Source organism: Paraburkholderia eburnea (genome assembly GCF_002917095.1).
Taxonomy (GTDB): domain Bacteria; phylum Pseudomonadota; class Gammaproteobacteria; order Burkholderiales; family Burkholderiaceae; genus Paraburkholderia; species Paraburkholderia eburnea.
In genome coordinates this window covers 47,541-68,828 of the sequence record NZ_PQGA01000028.1, presented here as the reverse complement: position 1 = coordinate 68,828, position 21,288 = coordinate 47,541, and the positions used below count along the sequence as shown (strand labels likewise).

General features: G+C 65.1%; 24 protein-coding genes. 11 read left to right on the top strand and 13 right to left on the bottom strand.

What is annotated here, in order from left to right:
• Window positions 1-366, top strand: a 366-nt coding sequence (locus B0G62_RS28815; protein ID WP_208624256.1) for an electron transfer flavoprotein subunit alpha/FixB family protein, incomplete at its 5' end; no start/stop codon positions are given.
• A 236-nt stretch (window positions 367-602) separates the two neighbouring features.
• Here the strand turns inward: B0G62_RS28815 and B0G62_RS28810 are convergent.
• Window positions 603-1,889 carry a D-amino acid dehydrogenase gene (locus B0G62_RS28810; protein WP_103707572.1) on the bottom strand — a complete coding sequence of 429 codons (1,287 nt, stop codon included), beginning with the start codon at window positions 1,887-1,889 and terminating at the stop codon, window positions 603-605.
• Between the two features lie 180 nt (window positions 1,890-2,069).
• Here B0G62_RS28810 and B0G62_RS28805 point away from each other — a divergent pair, with 180 nt between their 5' ends.
• Window positions 2,070-2,558 (top strand): Lrp/AsnC ligand binding domain-containing protein, encoded by a 489-nt coding sequence (locus B0G62_RS28805; protein WP_103707571.1) that lies wholly within the window; start codon window positions 2,070-2,072, stop codon window positions 2,556-2,558.
• A 154-nt stretch (window positions 2,559-2,712) separates the two neighbouring features.
• Entirely contained in the window at window positions 2,713-3,837 is a 1,125-nt protein-coding gene (locus B0G62_RS28800) for a PA0069 family radical SAM protein (protein ID WP_244193420.1), read from the top strand.
• A gap of 12 nt (window positions 3,838-3,849) precedes the next feature.
• Here the strand turns inward: B0G62_RS28800 and B0G62_RS28795 are convergent, their stop codons facing one another.
• Window positions 3,850-4,320 (bottom strand): NINE protein, encoded by a 471-nt coding sequence (locus B0G62_RS28795; protein WP_103707570.1) that lies wholly within the window; start codon window positions 4,318-4,320, stop codon window positions 3,850-3,852.
• A gap of 121 nt (window positions 4,321-4,441) precedes the next feature.
• A complete protein-coding gene (locus tag B0G62_RS28790) occupies window positions 4,442-5,557 on the bottom strand; it encodes a PQQ-dependent sugar dehydrogenase (protein ID WP_407671255.1) in 1,116 nt (371 codons plus the stop codon).
• Window positions 5,558-5,910: 353 nt separating this feature from the next.
• Between B0G62_RS28790 and rpsP the strand changes: the two genes are divergently transcribed.
• From rpsP to B0G62_RS28760, 6 genes are all read left to right on the top strand, one after another.
• On the top strand, window positions 5,911-6,174 hold the full coding sequence (gene rpsP, locus B0G62_RS28785; RefSeq protein WP_103707568.1) for a 30S ribosomal protein S16: 264 nt from the start codon (window positions 5,911-5,913) through the stop codon (window positions 6,172-6,174).
• Between the two features lie 78 nt (window positions 6,175-6,252).
• On the top strand, window positions 6,253-6,999 hold the full coding sequence (rimM, locus tag B0G62_RS28780; protein ID WP_103707567.1) for a ribosome maturation factor RimM: 747 nt from the start codon (window positions 6,253-6,255) through the stop codon (window positions 6,997-6,999).
• 34 nt (window positions 7,000-7,033) lie between these two features.
• Entirely contained in the window at window positions 7,034-7,801 is a 768-nt protein-coding gene (gene trmD / locus B0G62_RS28775) for a tRNA (guanosine(37)-N1)-methyltransferase TrmD (RefSeq protein WP_103707566.1), read from the top strand.
• A gap of 154 nt (window positions 7,802-7,955) precedes the next feature.
• Window positions 7,956-8,354 carry a 50S ribosomal protein L19 gene (rplS, locus tag B0G62_RS28770; RefSeq protein ID WP_103707565.1) on the top strand — a complete coding sequence of 133 codons (399 nt, stop codon included), beginning with the start codon at window positions 7,956-7,958 and terminating at the stop codon, window positions 8,352-8,354.
• 86 nt (window positions 8,355-8,440) lie between these two features.
• A complete protein-coding gene (locus tag B0G62_RS28765; protein ID WP_103707564.1) occupies window positions 8,441-9,136 on the top strand; it encodes a CoA pyrophosphatase in 696 nt (231 codons plus the stop codon).
• Between the two features lie 143 nt (window positions 9,137-9,279).
• Window positions 9,280-10,218, top strand: coding sequence for a CobD/CbiB family protein (locus tag B0G62_RS28760; protein WP_103707563.1), 939 nt, complete (start codon window positions 9,280-9,282; stop codon window positions 10,216-10,218).
• 71 nt (window positions 10,219-10,289) lie between these two features.
• Here B0G62_RS28760 and B0G62_RS28755 read toward each other — a convergent pair whose 3' ends face one another.
• Genes B0G62_RS28755 through B0G62_RS28745 form a run of 3 tightly spaced genes read right to left on the bottom strand, consistent with a single transcriptional unit; the run spans window position 10,290 to window position 12,871 of the window.
• Entirely contained in the window at window positions 10,290-10,613 is a 324-nt protein-coding gene (locus B0G62_RS28755) for a putative signal transducing protein (RefSeq protein WP_103707562.1), read from the bottom strand.
• Between the two features lie 24 nt (window positions 10,614-10,637).
• A complete protein-coding gene (rsgA, locus tag B0G62_RS28750; protein ID WP_103707561.1) occupies window positions 10,638-11,612 on the bottom strand; it encodes a ribosome small subunit-dependent GTPase A in 975 nt (324 codons plus the stop codon).
• Window positions 11,609-12,871, bottom strand: coding sequence for a M48 family metallopeptidase (locus tag B0G62_RS28745; RefSeq protein WP_103707560.1), 1,263 nt, complete (start codon window positions 12,869-12,871; stop codon window positions 11,609-11,611). The genes rsgA and B0G62_RS28745 overlap by 4 nt, the downstream gene beginning before the upstream one ends.
• Before the next feature lie 151 nt (window positions 12,872-13,022).
• Between B0G62_RS28745 and orn the strand changes: the two genes are divergently transcribed.
• Entirely contained in the window at window positions 13,023-13,667 is a 645-nt protein-coding gene (orn, locus tag B0G62_RS28740; RefSeq protein WP_103707559.1) for an oligoribonuclease, read from the top strand.
• Between the two features lie 81 nt (window positions 13,668-13,748).
• Here orn and mog read toward each other — a convergent pair whose 3' ends face one another.
• Window positions 13,749-14,384, bottom strand: coding sequence for a molybdopterin adenylyltransferase (mog, locus tag B0G62_RS28735; protein WP_103707558.1), 636 nt, complete (start codon window positions 14,382-14,384; stop codon window positions 13,749-13,751).
• Window positions 14,371-14,982 carry a ribosome biogenesis factor YjgA gene (gene yjgA, locus B0G62_RS28730; protein ID WP_279629776.1) on the bottom strand — a complete coding sequence of 204 codons (612 nt, stop codon included), beginning with the start codon at window positions 14,980-14,982 and terminating at the stop codon, window positions 14,371-14,373. Before yjgA ends, mog begins: the two co-directional genes overlap by 14 nt.
• 270 nt (window positions 14,983-15,252) lie before the next feature.
• On the opposite strand from yjgA, the gene pmbA reads away from it, so the two are divergent.
• A complete protein-coding gene (gene pmbA / locus B0G62_RS28725; RefSeq protein ID WP_103707557.1) occupies window positions 15,253-16,623 on the top strand; it encodes a metalloprotease PmbA in 1,371 nt (456 codons plus the stop codon).
• A 77-nt stretch (window positions 16,624-16,700) separates the two neighbouring features.
• Here the strand turns inward: pmbA and B0G62_RS28720 are convergent, their stop codons facing one another.
• The 5 genes from B0G62_RS28720 to B0G62_RS28700 form a co-directional block, all read right to left on the bottom strand.
• Window positions 16,701-17,063 (bottom strand): helix-turn-helix domain-containing protein, encoded by a 363-nt coding sequence (locus tag B0G62_RS28720; RefSeq protein ID WP_103707556.1) that lies wholly within the window; start codon window positions 17,061-17,063, stop codon window positions 16,701-16,703.
• A 4-nt stretch (window positions 17,064-17,067) separates the two neighbouring features.
• Window positions 17,068-17,370, bottom strand: coding sequence for a type II toxin-antitoxin system HigB family toxin (locus B0G62_RS28715; RefSeq protein ID WP_103707555.1), 303 nt, complete (start codon window positions 17,368-17,370; stop codon window positions 17,068-17,070).
• A gap of 86 nt (window positions 17,371-17,456) precedes the next feature.
• Entirely contained in the window at window positions 17,457-17,954 is a 498-nt protein-coding gene (locus B0G62_RS28710) for a dihydrofolate reductase (protein WP_103707554.1), read from the bottom strand.
• Between the two features lie 193 nt (window positions 17,955-18,147).
• On the bottom strand, window positions 18,148-19,782 hold the full coding sequence (locus B0G62_RS28705; protein WP_103707553.1) for a sigma-54 dependent transcriptional regulator: 1,635 nt from the start codon (window positions 19,780-19,782) through the stop codon (window positions 18,148-18,150).
• A 17-nt stretch (window positions 19,783-19,799) separates the two neighbouring features.
• Window positions 19,800-21,284 carry a hypothetical protein gene (locus tag B0G62_RS28700; RefSeq protein ID WP_103707552.1) on the bottom strand — a complete coding sequence of 495 codons (1,485 nt, stop codon included), beginning with the start codon at window positions 21,282-21,284 and terminating at the stop codon, window positions 19,800-19,802.
• Between the last annotated feature and the right edge of the window lie 4 nt (window positions 21,285-21,288).

Below are 21,288 nucleotides of genomic sequence, written 5' to 3'. Positions count from 1 at the left end.
CTCACGAGCGCGAAGATCATCGTCTCGGGCGGCCGCGGTCTGGGCAGTGGCGAGAACTACACGCAAGTGCTCGAACCGCTCGCCGACAAGCTCAACGCGGCACTGGGCGCCTCGCGCGCAGCGGTGGACGCGGGCTACGTGCCGAACGACTACCAGGTGGGCCAAACCGGCAAGATCGTCGCGCCGCAACTGTACGTCGCGGTCGGCATCTCCGGCGCGATCCAGCATCTGGCCGGGATGAAGGACTCGAAGGTGATCGTCGCGATCAACAAGGACGAAGAAGCGCCGATCTTCAGCGTGGCCGATTACGGCCTCGTCGGCGATCTGTTCACGGTTGTGCCGGAACTCGTCAAAGAGCTTGGCTAAACCGCGAACGACGCGTGAATGACGCAAGGCAGACGTTTGTCACCCGATGACGTCTGACACGAAAAAGGGGCGCATCTAGCGCCCCTTTTTCTTTATCGGAGACAGGCAGGACCGGCATGTACGACGCGCCGAAGCTCCACGGCGCGAAGGAGCCGTTCTGATTGCTGCGCGGTAAACGCAAAACGGCGGCCCGTTCAAATGGGCCGCCGTTTTTATTCAACCGCAAGCAGCGCGTTTTACGCGTAAGCCGGACGATGTTCGCCCTTGAGCTCGCCGAGATAGCGATAGACCGAGAGATCGTCGGCCTTGATCGCGGGCTTCTTGCCCGAAATCAGGTCGGCGAGCAACTGGCCCGAGCCGCACGACATGGTCCAGCCCAGCGTGCCGTGGCCCGTGTTCAGGAACAGGTTCGAGAACGGCGTGCGGCCCACGACCGGCGTGCCGTCCGGCGTCATCGGGCGCAGGCCGGTCCAGAAGGTGGCCTTCGTCGTATCGCCGCCGCCCGGGAACAGGTCGTTCACGCACATTTCCAGCGTCTCGCGGCGTGCCTGCTTGAGCGTTTTGTCGAAGCCCACGATTTCGGCCATGCCGCCCACGCGGATGCGGTCGTCGAAACGCGTGATGGCGATCTTGTAGGTCTCGTCGAGCACGGTCGAAACCGGCGCGGCGCCCGTGTTGACGATCGGCGCGGTGATCGAATAGCCCTTGAGCGGATAGACCGGAATCTTCACGAGGCCCGCGAGCATCTTCGTCGAGAACGAACCGAGCGCGACCACGTAGGAATCCGCGCGCACGACTTCGGCGCCGCACTGCACGCCCGCGATGCGCTCGCCCTGCACGACGAGGCCGTCGATCGGCGTGTTGTAGCGGAACTTGACGCCCAACTCGGCCGCCATGGCGGCCAGGCGCGTGGTGAAAAGCTGGCAGTCGCCGGTTTCGTCGCCCGGCAGACGCAGGCCGCCCGTGAGCTTGTGCGAGACGGCGGCGAGCGCCGGTTCGGCGCGGTGCAGCTCGGCGGCGCTCAGCAGTTCGTACGGAACGTTGGCGTCCTTGAGGACCGCGATGTCCTTCTGCGCGCCGTCGAATTGCTGCTGGGTGCGGAACACCTGGAGCGTGCCGCCGGTGCGGCCTTCGTACTGGATGCCGGTGTCGGCGCGCAGCGCCTGGAGGCAGTCGCGGCTGTATTCGGCCAGACGCACCATGCGGCCCTTGTTGAGCGCGTAGCGTTCGGTCGTGCAGTTCTGCAGCATTTGCCACATCCACTGCAACTGGAACTTCGTGCCGTCGAGGCGGATGGCGAGCGGCGCGTGCTTTTCGAACATCCACTTGATGGCCTTGAGCGGGACACCCGGCGCGGCCCACGGCGCGGCATAACCCGGCGAGATCTGGCCGGCGTTCGCAAAGCTGGTTTCCAGGGCGGGGCCGGCCTCGCGGTCGATCACCGTCACTTCATGGCCCGCGCGGGCAAGATACCAGGCGCTGGCCACCCCGACCACACCACTGCCCAACACGACGACTCGCATAGCTGCTCCACCAGTTAGATTTGTTTGGGGCTACGCCGCTTTGCCGCGTCGGACACGCCTGTGTGAGGCGTGTACAGCGCACAAGGCATGAAAAATCGGATGTAGCCAGTGATATCGACTATGCTATTGTTCTCCGTCTAGATTTTGTTATTGTATTTTTCAGATTTTCAGGAAAAAGACATGAGAACGCAACGTCAGCCGGTCCGTGCGCTCGACCGGCTCGATCACCGCATCCTGAAGCTGCTCCAGGAGGACGGCCGCATGGCCATGAAGGACCTCGCGGAGCAGGTGGGACTGTCGGTCACGCCCTGTATCGAACGCGTCAAGCGCATGGAGCGCGACGGCGTCATCACGGGCTACTACGCGCGCGTGAATCCCAACGTGCTGGGGGCGGCGCTGCTGGTGTTCGTCGAAATCACGCTCGACCACAAGAGCGGCAACATGTTCGACCAGTTTCGCCGCGAGGTGCAGAAGATCCCCGAGGTGCTCGAATGCCATCTGGTCTCGGGCGATTTCGACTATCTGATCAAGGCGCGCATTGGCGAGATGGCCGACTATCGCAAGCTGCTCGGCGACATCCTGCTGCAACTGCCGGGCGCGGTGCAGTCCAAGAGCTATGTCGTGATGGAAGAGATCAAGGAGTCGCTGACGATCGCCGTGGGCGAGTAGGGGCTAGCGGGTGGAAAGTCTACGCCCCCGTTTTTCGTGCTCGACAAAGCGTCTCGATACTGTATATTTGTACAGTATCGAGACGCTTTTTTTGCATTGAGCCGTGAACGACCAGCCCTCCAGGCGCGCGACCGAAACTGATCGCGAGCCCGACATCGACACGTGGCATCCCGTTGCCCCGCCTGCGCCGCGCAAGGGGCGCGGCGCGGTCACGAATATGCAGGGCCGCTACGAAGTCGATCAGCGCGAAGCCTTCGACGACGGCTGGCAGCAGGCGCAGCCCGAAGAAGGCGAGGCGCATGAAGATCCTCTGGCCGACGTCCTGCGCACCCAGGTTTTCGAGGAGCGCGCGAAAAGCATTCTCACGCGCAACCAGTCGCCCGATATTCCGTTCAGCGTTTCGCTCAATCCGTATCGCGGCTGCGAGCACGGCTGTATTTACTGTTTTGCGCGGCCTACGCACAGCTATCTAGGGCTGTCGCCGGGGCTGGATTTCGAAAGCCGTCTCTACGCGAAGATCAACGCGCCCGAGCTACTGGCGCGCGAACTCTCGAAGCCGTCCTACGAGCCGGAGCCCATCGCGCTGGGCGTGAATACGGACGCCTGGCAGCCCATCGAGCGCGATCTGCGTCTCACGCGCCGCGTGATCGAGGTGCTGGCGCAGCGCCAGCATCCGTTCGCAGCGATCACCAAGTCGTCGCTGATCGAGCGCGACATCGATTTGCTCGCGCCGATGGCGCAGCGTCGGCAGTTCATGGCCGCGATCACCATCACCACGCTCGATGCCGATATCGCGCGCACGCTGGAGCCGCGCGCCGCCACGCCCGCACGCCGTCTGCGCACCATCCGCACGCTGGTCCAGGCGGGCATTCCCGTGGGCGTGAGCATCGCGCCCGTGATTCCCTTCGTGACCGAGCCGGACATGGAGCGCGTGCTGGAAGCCTGTGCCGAAGCCGGCGCGACGAGCGCGAGCTATATCGTGCTGCGGCTGCCGTGGGAGGTGTCGCCGCTGTTTCAGGGCTGGCTGGAGGCGCATTTCCCGCAGCGTGCGGCGCGCGTGATGAGTCGCGTGCGCGACATGCGCGGCGGCAAGGATTACGAGTCGGCGTTTTCGCAGCGCATGAAGGGCACGGGGCTGTGGGCCGACCTGCTCAAGCAGCGCTTTCATCAGGCCGTGAAGCGGCTCGGGCTCAACGAGCGGCGCCACGGCATTCTGGACATGTCGGAGTTCGTGCGCGAAAAGGTCGTGCGCGACAAGCCGCAGCTCGACCTGTTCTAGAACCGCTGCGCTTTATTGCGAAAGCGCCTTGGCCGCCTCGACCTGCGATTCGAAATACGTCTGGAACGACAGCGCGAGTCCCGTCATCAGCAGGAAAGCGCCGATCAGCAGCGAAAAAATCACCACGAAGATCACGGTCCAGCCCGAGCCGCTTACGCGCGTGCCCGCGAACGCGGCGTTGAACTGCGCATCCCACTTGTCGTCGGGGCGCAGGCCATAAACGATCGCGGCAAGAAACGCCGAGAGCACCGAGACCGCGCCGATCGCGGCGAGCACCCAGCCGGCAATCGAGGCGCGCTCGGTGGCCACGAGCAGCATCACGCCGGGAATGCCGAGCAGCGTGCCGGCGATGTGTGCCCAGCCCCACGGATCGCGCGGGCCATACAGATAGAAGCGATGAGCGCCGAGGCTGCCCAGAAGAAAGGCGAGGGCGGCGGCGAGCGTCTTGTTGCGAAAGCGTGCGGGATTTTTGTGGTTGGACATGGGCTGGCGGGGTTGGCGGACGGGCGGGCAGGCAGGGGGCAGTCCAGGCCCGCGGGCCATTGTACGTGCCGCGCCCGCGCGTCAGCAGGTGCTGCGCCTTATGTCCGGAACAGCGCAGCGTCTACGGTTGAGCGTAAGTCACGCGATAGATCGCGCCCGCGTAGTCGTCGCTGATGAGCAGCGAGCCGTCCGGCAGCGGCAGCACGTCGGCGGGGCGGCCCCACTGGGTCTCGTCGGGATTGAGCCAGCCCTGGGCGAACACTTCCTGATGCGCGTTCGCGCCGTTGGCATCGGCCGTGACGCGCACGACGCGGTAGCCCACCTTGCGGCTGCGGTTCCACGAGCCATGCTCGGCAATGAAGAGGCTGTTGCGATACGCGGCCGGGAACATCGTGCCTGTATAGAAGCGCATGCCGAGCGACGCGACGTGCGCGCCCAGCTTCTCGACCGGCGGCGTGAAGCCGCTGCATGGATGATCGCGGCCGAACTCGGGGTCGCTCACATTGCCGCCGTGACAATAAGGAAAGCCGAAGTCCTCGCCCACGCGCGCGAGCCGGTTGAGCTTGTCGTCGGGGATATCGTCGCCGAGCATGTCGCGGCCGTTGTCCGTGAACCACAGTTCGTGCGTTTGCGGATGCCACGCGAAGCCCACCGTGTTGCGCACGCCGCGCGCGATGGTCTCGTAGTGTGAGCCGTCGGGGTCCATGCGGCCGATCATCGCAAAGTGGCTGCGCTGCGGGTCGCTCGCGGGCAGGCAGACGTTGCACGGCGCGCCCTGCGGCACGTAGAGCTTGCCGTCCGGGCCGAAGGCGATGAACTTCCAGCCGTGATGGCGCTCGTCGGGCAACTGGTCGGTGACGACGGCGGGTTTGGGCGGATCGTCCAGATGACTGTCGATCGCGTCGAGCCGCACGATCGACGAGACGGCGGATACATAGAGCGCGCCGTCGCGCCAGGCCACGCCGACCGGCATATTGAGGCCGCTGGCGACCACATGGCGCTTCACGAGCTTGCCGTCGCGCAGTTCGAGCGCGTAGACGCGGCCTTCCATGCTGCCGACATAAAGAATGCCCTTGGGCGAGAGCGTCATTTCGCGCGCGGCGCTCACGTCGTCGCTCAGCACTTCGATATGGAAACCGGGCGGCAGCTTGATGCGGTCGATGGGCGGTGCTGCGTGGGCGAGCGGGGCGGCGAAGAGGCCGGCGAGTGCCAGAGCCGCGCCGATGTCGCGTACAATCCGCCCCACGCCGCGCGCACCTGCTGCCGGCGATGCGTGAACACCACACGCCGGTTGATGGAGGGACGCATCGGCCGGGCGCGCGAAAAAGCGCCCGCAGCGCCGCCTGCAAATTGTCCCGAAGCTTGCCCTGGCCCGCGCCAGCAGCCGCTGCGCCGCCGCCAGGCGGGTGCGCCCGCCGTGCCTCACAGCCGATGTTCGATCGCCTTGCATCGTTGCCTTCCTTGCCGCTTTCCTGCGGCCTTTCTGGTTGAGCTGCGCGGTTTTCAGTTAAGTGTTTGTTATGCCATCGGTTTCGGGCTATAATCACATGTTTCAGTAGTCCCGAACCCCCGGTTTTCAAGGATTCTAGTATGGTTATCATCCGTCTGGCACGCGGCGGCTCGAAGAAGCGCCCGTTCTACAACATCGTCGCAACCGATTCGCGTAACCGTCGCGACGGCCGTTTCATCGAGCGCGTGGGCTTCTACAACCCGGTCGCTACCAAGGGTGAAACGCTGCGTATCGCTCAAGATCGCGTGACGTACTGGCAGGAAAACGGCGCGCAAATGTCGCCGGCTGTCGAGCGCCTCGTGAAGGAATCGCAAAAGGCTGCAGCAGCTCAACCGGCTGCTTAAGTCTTTGACGTGTTTTACCCCGTGCGCGCAGGCTGAGCTACATAAGCCGCGTGTGCGAGCTGACTGCGAGGTTTGTCCATGCCTGTAATCAGGGACGCGAAAGCGGACGCCAGGGCTACGGGCGAAGCGACGCCGCAGGACAGTGGCAAGGCTGGCGGGCGCCCGGCACGTTCCGCACCGACCTTCGGTGCGTTCGTGCCGTCCGCGCGTAAAGCGCCCGTGCGCGAAAGCGCGCCCAGTGCAGAGGCTGCGGCCGAAGGCCTGCGCGCCGAAACGCCGGCAAGCTGGCCGGCCGATCTGGTCGAAGTCGGTGCTGTGATCGAAGCCTATGGCCTCAAAGGCGGGCTGAAGATCGCGCCGCACGCGCAGGGCGGCAAAGCCTTGCTGGCGGCGAAGCGCTGGTGGCTCCTCAAGGGCCGCGAGCAGCCCGAGCGTCATTCCGCGGTACGCGTAAGCGCCAAGGTGCACGGCGATTCTGTCGTCGGGCAACTGGGTGGCATCGCCGACCGCGACACCGCGCTGCTGCTGCGCGGCGCCCGCGTCTACGTGAGCCGCGCCGATTTCCCGGCGCCGGAAGCCGACGAGTATTACTGGGTTGACCTGATCGGTCTCGATGTCGCCAACGAGGCGGGCGTCGAGCTGGGCAAGGTCGCCGACCTGATCGACAACGGTGCGCAGTCGGTGTTGCGCATCGAGTTCCCGGAAACGGGCAAGGACGGCAAGCCCACCACCGGCGAGCGGTTGATCCCGTTTGTCGGCGTGTTTGTGAAGACGGTGGACCTGGCGGCGAAACGCATTGTCGTCGACTGGGAAGCCGATTACTGAACCTGCTGTGCTGATTCGCTGAACGGAGAGAGCGATGCAGTTCGATGTCGTTACGCTCTTCCCCGAGATGTTCCGCTCGATCACCGATTGGGGCATCACCAGCCGGGCCGCCAAGCAGCAGCGTTACACGTTGCGTACGTGGAATCCGCGCGATTTCACGACCGACAATTACCGCACTATCGACGATCGTCCTTACGGCGGCGGCCCTGGCATGGTCATGCTGGCCAAGCCGCTGGAAGCGGCGATCGGCGCGGCGCAAGCCGCGCAGGCGGAGCAGGGCGTAGTCAAACCGCGTGTGCTGCTGATGTCGCCGCAAGGCAAGCCGCTCACGCACGAGCGCGCCGTGCAGTTCGCGCAGGAACCCGGTTTCGTGATCCTGTGCGGCCGCTACGAAGCGATCGACCAGCGTCTCGTTGACCGTTGCGTGGACGAGGAAGTCAGCCTCGGCGACTTCGTGCTCTCGGGTGGCGAATTGCCCGCGATGGCGCTGATGGATGCCGTAGTGCGGTTGCTGCCGGGCGTGCTGAACGACGCGCTCTCGGCGGTGCAGGACAGTTTCGTGGACGGTCTGCTCGACTGCCCGCATTACACGCGGCCGGAGGAATACGACGGCGTGCGGGTGCCCGATGTGCTGCTCGGCGGCCATCATGCGGAAATCGAGCTATGGCGTCGCCGCGAAGCGCTGCGCAACACGTGGCAAAAACGGCCCGATCTGATCGCTCGGGCCCGCAAGAACAAGATGTTGAGCCGTGCCGACGAGGCATGGCTTGCTAGTCTCGCGAAGAGCGCGAACGAAGCGTAAGGCTTCGGGCGTGCAGGGCGCGGGGCGCCCAAGGCGGCGCCGCTTCATGCGTGAACGGCGCCAGTTGTGAATCCATCCTCTATCGGGGCCGTAGTTGTCTGGAATTTCCAGCAACGGGTACGAACGCCGACAAGATGGCTTACGGAGTCAATCCATGAATCTGATTGCAAAACTCGAGCAGGAAGAGATCCAGCGCGTGCTGGGCGAGAAGACCATCCCCGAATTCGCTCCTGGCGATACGGTGATCGTCAACGTGAACGTGGTCGAAGGCACGCGTAAGCGTGTTCAGGCATACGAAGGCGTCGTGATCGCAAAGCGTAACCGCGGTCTGAACTCGGCGTTCATCGTTCGCAAGATCTCGTCGGGCGAAGGCGTCGAGCGTACGTTTCAGACGTACTCGCCGCTGCTGGCCAGCATCGTGGTGAAGCGCCGCGGCGACGTGCGTCGCGCGAAGCTCTACTACCTGCGCAACCTGTCGGGCAAGAAGGCTCGCATCAAGGAAAAGCTGGTGTCGAAAGACCGCGCAGCTGCTCCGGCTGCCGAGCAGGCGTAAAAGCTGTAAGAAAAAAGCACCCTCCGGGGTGCTTTTTTCTTTTTGGCCGCAAAATATTCAGATGTGCCCGAACTCCGAGTCAGCCGTTGATCCGTCCAGTATTTGAACCCGAAAGCCTGCCGGTCGAATCGACTGGCGCCGATCTGCCCAAGGTCGCCGACGGCCTCCTGACGCCCGACGGGCTGCGCGCGCGCTTCGAACAACGCCTGCCCTGGGACCCGGAGCCGCAGGAATCCCGCGTCACCGACATCCGCGACCCGCGCGAAGCCGCCGTGCTGATTCCGCTGGCGATTCGCTCGTCGGGACTGTCCGTGCTGCTCACGCAGCGCGCCGACAACCTCAGCAACCATGCGGGCCAGGTGAGCTTTCCCGGCGGCAGCCGCGAACCGTCCGACCCTACGCCGATCGCCGCCGCCCTGCGCGAGGCGCACGAGGAAGTCGATCTCGATCCGGCGCGCGTCGAAGTGCTGGGCGCATTGCCCGACTATCTGACCGGCACGGGCTTTCGCGTAACGCCCGTGGTGGGCCTCGTCCACGAGCCCTTTTCACTGGCGGCCGATTCGCTCGAAGTGGCGAGCATCTTCGAAGTGCCGCTCAGCTTTCTGATGAACCCCGCGAACCATGAGATCCGCGTGTTCCGCTGGGAAGGCGGCGAGCGCCGTTTTTTCGCCATGCCGTATCCGCAGCAGGGCATGCAGGCCGGGGCCGTCGGCACCTCGCATTTCATCTGGGGCGCGACCGCCGGGATGCTGCGCAACTTCTATCGCTTCCTGCTGGCCTGAGCCGTTCCCTCCTGCCGATTCGCGATGGCTGTTGTGTCTTTGCCGCCAGACGCTCAGGTACATCTGGCCCTGTGATATCGTTGCAACAATTTTCCGAAAGCCCCTGAAACCTCTTTTGCAACCCGACTTGCACGGCGCGTCGCATGACCTTCTTCTCCGTATTGCTGGCTCTCGTCATCGAACAGGTGCGGGCGCTTTCGCCGAATAATCCGGTGATGGCGCTGGTGCGCCTCAATGCGGAATGGGCCGCGCACGGCTTCGACGCGGGCAAGCAGAAACATGGCCTGATCGCCTGGCTCGTGGTCGTGCTGCCCTGGACGGCGGCCACGGCGCTGGTGTACTACGTGCTCTATCACATCAGCTTCGTGCTGGCGTTCCTCTGGAACGTGGTGGTGGTGTACTTCACGCTGGGTTTTCGCCAGTTCAGCCACTATTTCACCGATATTCACCTCGCGCTGAACAACGACGACGTGCCGCGCGCCCGTGAAATCCTCACGGAATGGACTGGCATCGACGCCGTGGACATGCCCGTGAGCGAGATCGTGCGCCACACGCTCATTCATGCCGTGGTGGCCTCGCATCGCCATGTGTTCGGCGTGTTCTTCTGGTTTCTGGTGCCGATCGGGCCGGCGGGCGCGGTGCTGTATCGCCTCTCCGAATACCTCGCGCGCGAGTGGGCGCGTCCCGCCGAAGACCGCACCGAGGCCTTCTCGAACTTCGCGCAGCACGTGTTCTTCGTGATCGACTGGATTCCGGCGCGGCTCACGTCGCTGGGTTTCGCCATCGTCGGCAATTTCGAGGATGCGATCTACGCCTGGCGCAACCACGCGAACCAGTGGCCCGATACCAACGAGGGCGTGCTGCTCGCCGCCGGCAGCGGTGCGCTGGGTGCGCGTCTGTCAGGACCGCTCGCCGAACAGTCGAGCGTCGATGCGCTCGCACAGCCGGGCGACGGCGGCCCTTACACGGTGGGCGACGACTGCACGCCGCGCGCGCTGCAATCGGCGGTAGGTCTCGTCTGGCGCGCCGTGATCCTGTGGATGATCCTGCTGCTGATGCTGACGATCGCGGTGTGGGTCTGAGCATCCGCTAACTGGCATCGGCATGGGAAAACGGCCCGCTTCAAGCGGGCCGTTTGCATTTAAGGGGTGTTTCATTCGTCGCGCGGATCGCGCTCGCGGCCGCATTGCCAGCATACGGTGAACTGCGGCTCCAGCGTCTCGCCGCACTGCGGGCAGCGCCACGAAGGCGTGCCGGGCTTGGGGCCTTGCGTCGCGTCGGCGATCAGCCTGCGCGCGAGCGACTCGTCGCGATCGTCGACGAGCCAGATTTCCGGCGCGCATTGCTCGGCGGGAATTTCGCCCATCGCGCCGCTCAGATAGCGGTTGTGCAACTCGCAGGGCACGCCCGCCGTGGCCAGGATGTTCATCCAGTGCTGGGCGATGACCACATTGGGCGCACGCACGAGCTTGAGCATGGGCGGTCGCGAAGGGCGCGCGCGTTAGCGCACGACCTGGCTGATTTCGTGCACGAGCTGCGCGTAGAGCGCGTGACGCTCGGGCGCGATGCGGCCGTCTTCGACCGCTTCGAGCACCGCGCAGCCCGGCTCGTGCAAATGATGGCAGTTGTAGAAGCGGCAATGCGCGAGCAGCGGCCGGAATTCGGGGAACGCGCGTTCGAGCGTGCCTTCGGTGAGGTGATAGAGACCGAACTCCTGGAAGCCCGGTGAATCGATCAGCGCGCCGCCTTGACTCCCTTCGTCGTCCGTTTTCGGCAGCTTGTAGAGCCGCGTGAACGTCGTCGTATGGCGGCCGCTGTTGAGCGCCGTGGAGATCTCGCGCGTGGCGGCTTCGGCGTCGGGGATCAGCAGATTCACGAGCGTCGATTTGCCCATGCCCGATTGCCCGAGCAGGATCGTCTGATGGCCGTAGAGATGTGCGCAGAGGATCGCGTGCGCCTCTTCGGGATGCTTCTTCTCCGACACTTCCAGCACCGTATACCCCAGCGCCCGATAGCGTTCCAGCCGCTGGCGCGCGAGCGGCAGCGCGGCTTCCAGGTCGATCTTGTTGAGCAGGATGATCGGCTTCAGACCGTTGGCTTCGGCGGCGACGAGCGCGCGCCCGAGCAGGTCCTCGCTGAAGTGCGGCTCGGTGGCGAGCACGATCAGCAACTGGTCGAGATTCGCCGCGAAGAGCTTCGACTTGAACTGGTCGGAGCGATAGAGCAGGTTGCGCCGCTCGCCGATCGCGACGATCACGCCCTGGTCGGCCGATGTCGATTGATAGTCGACGCGGTCGCCCACGGCGACCTCGCTCTTCTTGCCGCGCGGGAAGCACTGGAGCGGCGCGCCGCCGTCGTCCGGCGCGACCAGGTAGTGACGGCCATGCGCGGCGATCACGACGCCGTGCAGCGTCGTCGTCGCGTCAGAGCGCGATTGTGCAGCCCCGCCGGCGGCTTTCGATGCGCGCCGGTTCATGCGTGCGCGAGCAGTTTGTCGATCCGCTGCGAAGCCGGCGGATGCGAGTAGTAGAACGCGGTGTAAAGCGGGTCCGGCGTGAGCGTCGACGCATTGTCTTCGTACAGCTTCACGAGCGCGTTGACGAGCTGTTGCGCGTCGGTCTGCGTGGCCGCGAAGGCATCGGCCTCGAACTCGTGCTTGCGCGAGCTGAGGCTGTTGAACGGCGTGACGAAGAACAGGAACACCGGCACGGCGAGGAAGAACAGCACGAGCGCGAGGCCTTCGTTGCCGCCGAGCAGCGACGGCCGCACGCCCAGCCCCTCGTAGAACCACACGCGCTGCGTGAGCCAGCCGAGCAGCCCGAGCAGCACGAGGCTGATCACGAAGGTGACGACCATGCGCTTGATGACGTGGCGGCGCTTGAAGTGACCGAGTTCGTGGGCGAGCACGGCTTCGATCTCGCTGCCCGAGAGGCGCGCGAGCAGCGTGTCGAAGAACACAATGCGCTTGGCCGCGCCGAAGCCCGTGAAATAGGCGTTGCCGTGCGCCGAGCGGCGGCTGCCGTCCATCACGAACAGGCCCTTGGCCGCGAAGCCGCAGCGCTGCATCAGCGCCTCGATGCGCGAGCGCAGCGCTTCGTCCTTGAGCGGCTCGAACTTGTTGAAGAGCGGCGCGATGAAAGTGGGGTAGAGCACCAGCACGAGCATCTGGAAGCCGACCCAGACCACCCACGTCCACAGCCACCACAGGCCGCCGGCCTGCTTCATGAGCCACAGCACGACGAACAGCAGCGGAATGCCGAACGCCGCGCCGATCACGAGCCCCTTGAGCCGGTCCATGAAGAAGATGCGCTTCGTCATGCGATTGAAGCCGAAACGCTCCTCGACCACGAACTGGCGGTAGTAATCGAGCGGCAATTCGATGATGCCGCTCACCGCGAGCACCGCGCCGATCAGCGCGATCTGGCCGACGTAGCCGCGCCCGAGCAGGTCGGAGATGCCCAGATCGAGCGCCTGCACGCCGCCGAGCAGCGTCAGCGCGATCAGCACGACGGCCGACAGCACGATCTCGACCATGCCCAGACGCGTGCGCGCGACGGTGTAATCGGCGGCGCGCTGGTGCGCGGTGAGGGCAATCGTGGCCGCGAACTGGGCGGGCACCGCATCGCGGTGGGCCGCGACGAAGCGGGTCTGGCGCGAGGCCAGCCACAGTTTGGTCGCGACCATCGCCAGCACGGCGACCATGAAAAGCGCGCTGAAGCTCAGCGCGGGGGACATCAGGGGGGGCATATCAGGCATCCGGGAGGTCCGTGGTATCTATGCGACAATTATATGTTCTTGGCGGCCCGCTCATGGCATCCCGGCGAACAGCCTACGCGGCGCAGGATCGCAAACGCGCGCCGCCTTCTTACCGTTTCAGGCGACATTCATGACAGACATCACTTCTGCCGACCCGGCGGGCCAGGCGACTCCGGCAATGGAGCGCACCGACATGAACCTGATCTGGCTCGACATGGAGATGACGGGTCTCGACCCCGATAACGATCGCATCATCGAGATCGCCGTGGTGGTGACCAACTCGACGCTCGACAAGCTCGTCGAAGGGCCGGTGCTGGCGATCCACCAGCCGGAGTCGATCCTCGACCGCATGGACGAGTGGAACCGCAACACGCATGGCCGTTCGGGTCTGACCGAGCGTGTGCGCGCCTCCACTGTCACCGAAGAAAGCGCCACCGAGCAGATCATGGCCTTCCTGGCCCAATACGTACCGCCGGGCAAGTCGCCGATGTGCGGCAACTCGATTTGCCAGGATCGCCGCTTCATGGCGCGCTGGATGCCCACGCTCGAACGCTTCTTCCACTACCGCAATCTCGACGTGAGCACGCTCAAGGAACTGTGCCGCCGCTGGCAGCCCGCCATCTACAAGGGCTTCCAGAAGCGCGCGATGCACACGGCGCTGGCCGACATTCACGAGTCGATCGACGAGCTCAAGTACTACCGCGAGCATTTCCTGATTCCGTCGGCGCCGCTTGCCGGCTCGACGCAACCGGCCGCGGGCGGCGACGCGAAGTAAGGCGCGCGCAGCTTGCTGTGAAAAACGGCGCCTTGGGGCGCCGTTCTGCATTTTTGGCCTTGTGCACCCGCCTGGGTAACTTCAGGCGCGCGGCGGGCGCTGGGCGTTTTTCGGCCGGAACGCGGCCACGATGGCCGGATCGGTTTCGATATACGGACCGCCGATCAGGTCGATGCAGTACGGCACCGCCGCGAAAATGCCGGGCACCTTCGTCTTGCCGCTCTCGTCGCGCAGGCCTTCCAGCGTTTCCTTGATCGACTTCGGCTGGCCGGGCAGGTTGATGATGAGCGCCGCGTGGTCTTCGGTTTCGCGGATCACGGCGACCTGGCGCGAGAGAATCGCCGTCGGCACGAAATTCAGGCTGATCTGGCGCATCTGCTCGCCGAAACCGGGCATTTCCTTCGTGGCGACGGCCAGCGTCGCCTCGGGCGTGACGTCGCGACGCGCGGGGCCGGTGCCGCCCGTGGTCAGCACCAGATCGCAGCCCAGACCGTCGACGAGCGCCGTGAGCGTCGCCGAAATGGTGGCCGCGTCGTCGTGAATCAGGCGCGTTTCGGCGCGCCACGGCGATTTGAGCGTGGCGCCGAGCCATTCCATCAGCGACGGAATGCCCTTGTCCTCGTAGACGCCCGCGGTCGCGCGGTCACTGACCGACACGAGGCCGATCACGAGTTCGTCGCGCGGTTCGTGCGATCCGCTGCGCTCAGGCTTCGTCATCGTCGCGGTCCTCGCCGGCGTCGTGGTCCGCTTCATCGGCGTCCTCGTCGCCCTGGCGGCTCACGTCCTTGATCCACTGGAACAGCTCGCGGAAGTATTTGGGCGGCTTGGCCTGCTGTTGCTCGCGGCGTGCGTTGCGGATCAGCGTGCGGCCTTCCTGCGGGTCGGCGGCCGGATATTCGCGGATGAAGGCGGTGAGCGCCTCGTCGTCGGCCAGCAGCTTCTCGCGCGTGCGCTCGATCCAGTGCAGGCGCGCCGTGGCGGCCTTGTTCACGCCGCGATGCTCTTCCATCGCCTTGCGCAGCGCGGCGACTTCGGTTTCGGTCAGGCCGCGCATCATGCGGCCCACATACTGAAGCTGGCGGCGCTTGCCTTCGTGGTCGGTGATGCGGCGGGCCTGGTGGACCGCGTCCGCGAGGTCTTCCGTCATCGGCATGCGCTTGAGCGCGTCCTTGGGCAGCTCGACGAGCGCCACGCCCAGCTGCTGCAGGGCTTCCATCTCGCGCTTGAGCTGCGATTTGCTCGGGCGATCGTAACCGTTGTCGTCGACTTCGGCGACAGCGTCGTTCATGGGTTGAATGCGGGTTTTGCGTTTCATGACGCATATTGTAACGTGCGCACGCGAGCCGATCGGACTGGATGGGCGCAGCCGACGTTCTTGACGCGCTTGCGTCATGCGGCGCTGCGGCATGCTCGCCCTCGGTGCGCGCGCGCATACCTTGCTATGATCGCGAAACGCGTCTGACGTAAAGACGCACTATGCATGCCGCTATATCGGCAAATGCGAGCAAACGCGAGCATGCATCGCACGACACCTCCGACACACGACAAGCGGGCCGCACCGGCCCAAAACCGGACCGTAACGACAATGGCAGCAGACATCGAAGCCCGGCAGCGTTTTTTTCCGCATACCCAGGACGAACTGAAGGAGATCGCGTCGGACATCCTCCGCCACGCGAAGACGCTTGGCGCGAGCGACGCCGCGACCGAGATCTCGGAAGGCGACGGTCTTTCGGTGTCCGTGCGGCGCGGTGAAGTCGAAACCATCGAGCACAACCGCGACAAGATGGTCGGCGTGACCGTCTATATCGGCAACAAGCGCGGCAACGCGAGCACGTCGGACTTTTCCGCGCAGGCGCTCAAGGACACCGTGGCGGCGGCCTACAACATCGCGCGTTTCACCGCCGACGACGACTGCGCCGGCCTCGCCGAGCGTGAGCTGCTGGAAACCGCGCCGCGCGACCTCGATCTCTATCATCCGTGGGGCGTCACGGCCGACGAAGCCGTGGAAATCGCGCGCCGCGCCGAAGACGCCGCCTTCGCCACCGACCGCCGCGTGACCAACTCCGAAGGCGCGAGCGTCTCCGCGCAGCACTCGCAGTTCGTGCTGGTGACTTCGAGCGGCTTCATGCACGGCTATCCCTACTCGCGCCACTACATCGCCTGCGCGCCCATCGCGGGCAGCGGGCGCAGCATGCAGCGCGACGACTGGTACACCTCGCGGCGCAGCGCGGCCGAGCTGGCCTCGCCCGAAGCCGTGGGACGCTACGCCGCCGAGCGTGCGCTCTCGCGCCTGAACGCGCGCGGCCTCGACACGCGCAAGGTGCCGGTCCTGTTCGAAGCGCCGCTGGCGGCCGGGCTGCTCGGCGCGTTCGTGCAGGCCACGAGCGGCGGCGCGCTGTATCGCAAGACTTCGTTCCTCGTCGACAGCCTCGGCAAGCCGGTGTTCGCGCCGCACATCCAGATCGTCGAAGATCCGCACGTGCCGCGCGCGGCGGGCAGCGCGCCGTTCGACGAAGAAGGCGTGCGCACGCAACGTCGCGAAGTCGTCAAGGACGGCGTGGTGCAAGGCTATTTCCTCTCGTCGTATTCGGCGCGCAAGCTCGGCATGCAGACGACGGGCAACGCGGGCGGCTCGCACAACCTGCAACTGCAAAGCTCGCTCACGCGGCCCGAGGACGATTTCGAGGCCATGCTGAAGAAGCTGGGCACCGGTCTGCTGCTGACCGAGCTGATGGGGCAGGGCGTGAACTTCGTGACGGGCGATTATTCGCGCGGCGCGTCGGGCTTCTGGGTCGAAAACGGCAAGATCCAGTATCCGGTCGAGGAAATCACGGTGGCGTCCACGCTTCAGGAGATGTTCCACCACATCGTCGCCGTGGGCGCGGATACGCTCGCGCGCGGCACGCGTCAGACGGGCTCGGTGCTGATCGAGCGCATGACGGTGGCGGGGCAGTAAGCCGCGCGGGTGTTACACCGGCTGGAAATGCGAACGGCACGCTTTGGGCGTGCCGTTTTGCGTTGGGGGGGAAAGCGTCAAGCCGTTCCGATGAGCACTTCGGCGGGAATCTGCAGCCCCGCGTGCAAACGGCGAATCATCGCGAGACTCAACGCGCGTTTGCCGGCCAGAACTTCATAAACCCGGTTTGCGTTGCCGATATAAGGCTGCATGTCGGGCACCGAGAGCCCTTGCTGTTCCATGCGGAATTTGATCGCCTCAATCGGATCAGGGCTGGGAAGCGGAAAATGTTCTGCTTCATAGCGCTCCACCAGGATCGATAGAATCTCGAGTTCGTCACCTTCGGGTGTGCCAGGTTCCGGGTCGGCGTCGACGAGTTTCGACACGATCCCAAGCGCGGTCTCGTAGTCTTGCTCGGTGTGCAGCGGACGGATTTCCATTCCCTTACTCCAGTTCCACATTTGCCGCGTCGATTTTGTCGTACTCGGCATGCGTTCCAACGAATTTGATATAGACGACGCCAATCCGGTACGCGACCGCGACGATCAATCGAAAATCATTGCCTTTGATGTTGAACACCACGCGGTTCTTGCCGACGAAACTCGCAGACGCATAGTGCGCCTTGATGTCCTGTGGCGTCTGCCAGCTTGCCTGGCTGGCTTCCGCATACCACGCGAGTAGCGATTGTTCGGCCTGAGCGTGGTTTTTGATGAATTCCAGCAGGGGCTTCCTGGCAATGATTCGCATGGAGTGGATATTAGTCCCATTTTGGGACTAAGTAAACCTGGGACAAAAGGGCCGTCGAATGCGGCCTGACCGGGCAAGCTCGCGCCTCAATCCCGCCGCTCGTAGGTCACGAAGGCGAAATCGAAGTCATTCGGCGCGTTCGCGTGCAGCGTCTCGCGTGCGGTCTCGCGCCAGATCGTCGCGTCCGGCGCCGGGAAATGCGCGTCGCCTTCGAAATCGGCGGCGATTTCCGTGACGATCAGTTTCTGTGCGAGCGCGATGCCCTCGGCGTAAAGCTGCGCGCCGCCGATCAGGAAGGCTTCGGGCGCCTGGTCCTCGCCCGCGAGCGCGAGCGCCGCTTCCAGGCTGGTTACCGTATCGCAGCCGGGAAAGCGCTTGCCGGCGTCGCGCGTGACGACGATGTTGCGCCGCCCGGGCAGCGCGCGGCCGATCGATTCGTGGGTCTTGCGGCCCATCACGATGGGCGCGCCCATGGTGGTGCGCTTGAAGAAAGCAAGGTCTTCGGGCAGCCGCCAGGGCAGCTCGTTGTCGCGGCCGATCACGCCGTTTTGGGCGCGAGCGACGATCAGGGTGAGCGTCGTCATCGAGTGTGTCGGAGAGAGTCGAATTGCGATGGAATTGAAAGGTCGAATCCATCGATTCTACCCGACGGCGCGCTTTGAACCGCCCCACTGCCAGGCGTCGCCCATGCCGGCTTCAACGCCGGATCGACGCCGGCTTCGACGCCACATCAACGCAAAAGCCGGTCCACGGCGGCGTGCCTGGCGCGTTTCTGCTTCACCCGGCGGGGTCGGCAGGATGCGACGGACTGGCGGCGTTTTCCGCGTGGCTTTCTGCCTGATTCTCGGCGTCGCCACCGAAGATCGTCTTTTCGTCGCGCAGACCGTGCGAGCCCATCAAACGATACAGCGTCACTCTTGAGATGCCGAGATCGGCCGCCGCCTCGGTTAAACGATGACGGTGGCGCAGCAGCGCCGCCTCGATCGCGCGCTTTTCGGCGGCCTCGCGTGCCTGCGCGAGCGTGACCGTCTGCTGCTCGGTGAACTGGCCGAGATCGAGATCGTCCGCCGAGATCAGCTTGCTTTCGGCCATCACGATCGCGCGGCGCACGCGGTTGATCAGCTCGCGCACGTTGCCGGGCCAGTTGTAGTTGTACATGGCTTCGATGGCGTCGGGCGTGAAGCCGCGAATCTTGCGCGCGCTGTCCATCTTGAACTTGTGCAGTACGTGATGCGCGAGGATCTCGATGTCCTTGCCGCGCGCGCGCAGCGGCGGCTCGTCCACGCGCAGCACGCAGAGGCGGTGAAACAGGTCCGCGCGGAAGCGCCCGTCGCGCATCGCCGCTTCGAGATCGACGTGCGTGGCCGAGATGATGCGCACATCCACGGAAATCTGCTCGTGGCCGCCCAGGCGCTCGATCTTGCCTTCCTGCAAAAAGCGCAGCAGGCTCGCCTGGCTTTCCAGCGGCAAATCGCCGATTTCGTCGAGAAACAGCGTGCCGCCGTTAGCCGCTTCCACGCGGCCGATCTTGCGCTGGTTCGCGCCCGTGAAGGCGCCGCGCTCGTAACCGAATAGTTCGGATTGCAGAAGATGGTGCGGAATCGCGCCGCAGTTGATCGGCACGAACGGGGCCTTGCGGCGCGGCGAGCGTTCGTGGATCGCGAGCGCGGTCAGCTCCTTGCCGGTGCCCGACTCGCCGGAGATGAACACGGTTGCGTCCGTGTTCGCCACCTTGCGGATGGTGCGAAAGAGCTGCTGCATCGCTTCGCAGGTGCCCACCATTTCGTCTTCGTCCTGACTCGTCGCCGAGGCGGGCGCATCGTCGAGTTCGTACAGCGTCACCATGCCGAAGGCGTGGCCGACGAGATAGTCGAGCGTCGCCGGCGCGACCGGCAGATGCACGTAGTCGAAGCAGTAGTGGCGGATCAGGCGACGCACTTCCGGATCGGTCAGGCGCTGCGCGTCGATGAGCGCGATCCAGCCGACCTGTTGCAGGCGCAGCACGGCTTCGAGCCCGGCCAGATCGCGTGTCGCGAAGCCGGTCAGATCGATGATGCCCGCGCAGGTCGGCTCCTGTTTGACGAGACGCGTCGCTTCGTGCGCGGACTTGGCCGTGACGACTTCCCAGCCGCGGCTTTTCAGATACGCGCCGAGTTGCGTGTCAGGCGTGCGGGCGACGTAGAGCAGCATGCGGTCGATGTCCGCAATCGGCCGGCCGTCGCCGGACTGGGCGGCCTTGGCGGCGCCGGGCGCATCGAGATTGCGCGCCGGTGAAGATGCAGCACCCGCCGTACCTTCGGCCGACGCGTGCGCCTGCAAGGCGGCGCGCGGCGCCTGTCCCGCCGCGGCGAGCCGCTGGCCCGCCCCGGCGAACGACGTCACGTTGGCGCTCAGATGTGAGGATTCGCGCACGATTGACCTCGTATTCATCAGAAGGTGTAGGGGAACCGCACGCCGACGACGAAGTTCGGCGCATCGGGCGTAAGACCGACCGAGACAGCGCCGTTGATCGTCAGGTGCTTGTTGACCACGTGATTGAGCCCGAAGTTGAGCACCGAGGCGGTCGTCTCGCTGCCCGGCACGCCGGTCCAGCTGCCGCCCGGCGCCTTGGTCTTCGATTGCGGCTCGATGGCCATGGTGTACGAGATGCTGGCCGAATCCTTTTCCGAGAAGGCGAGCGCGACGCCGCCGCCGAACTGGATGATGTCGCCGAGCTTCACGTCGGCCGGCTCTGTCTGCCCGATGACCGACGAGATGTCGGAGAACGAGCGCGAAATGTTGTACGTGTACGAGAGGCTGCCGAACAGCACGACCGGGTCATAGGTCTTCAGCACGGACAGACCGGCCGTGACGTTCCAGAAGCCGGTGCCGGTGGGCAGCTTGGAGGGCGCGACGAGGTTGGTGTTGTCCTGCGAGATCTGCTGAACCTTGATGCCGAACGGCGAGGTGCCGGTCGGCGTCTTCACGCGCAGGCTGCCCACCACGTCGGGCAGGTTGTTGGTTTCCTTCAGGAACTGGTAGTAGACCCCGAAGTTGACGTCGCCGATCGCGTTCGAATTGACCGACGAATCGGACAGCGAACTGGCCGAGCCGCCCGCGCCGCCCACGATGAAGCTGCTGTGGCGGTAGATATAGGGCACGTCGATGTCGATGCTCATGCGGTCGGTCAGGCCGTACCGCGTGTCCAGATCGGCCATGATCTGGTGCGACTTGGTTTCGCCCAGATTGATGTTGCCGAGGAAAATCGCATCGAGCGCGAGGAAGCCGGAGAGCTGCAGCTGGCGGCGATCGTAGTAGGTGTCGCTGATGCCCCAGTCGAGCGTGAGCTTGTGGTCGAAGAGCGGCGCATGCTCGCGCTGCACGACGGCCTGTTCGGCCTGGGTGCGCTCGGGCTCGGCGTTCTTTTGCGTTTCGCCGACGGTCGGGTTGTTGGGATTGACGCCGACGGGCGCGCCCTGTTGCGGGCCGCTCGCGGCCGACGTGCCCGTCGCGGAGCCGCTCGGGCCCGCATCGGGCGAGGGCGGGTTCACCGGCACGCCGGTGGCGGTGCCCGTGAGCGAGCCCGGAGCGGTCGCGCCTGGCAGCGCCTGCGCGAGCGGCGGCAGCGGGACGGGCAAGCCGTCCGCGCCGGGTTGCTCGGCAACGCTCGTGCCGGAGGCGGCGTCGGGCGCACCGGCGCCCGGCATGCCGCGTCCGCGCTCGGACATTTCCAGGTTCGTGACCTGGCGCTCGAGTGACTGGATCTGGCGTTGCTGCTCGTCGACCACACGCATGAGCGTGTTGACCCGATCTTCGAGCGACTGGCCTTGCAGCGCCTGCGCGTGGGCGGATTGCGCGAGCGTGAAAAGCAGGACTGCTGCTGGAATGGCGGCCAGCGTGAGATGCGGCGCGGCCGTCTTCAATATCGTCTTCATTTTT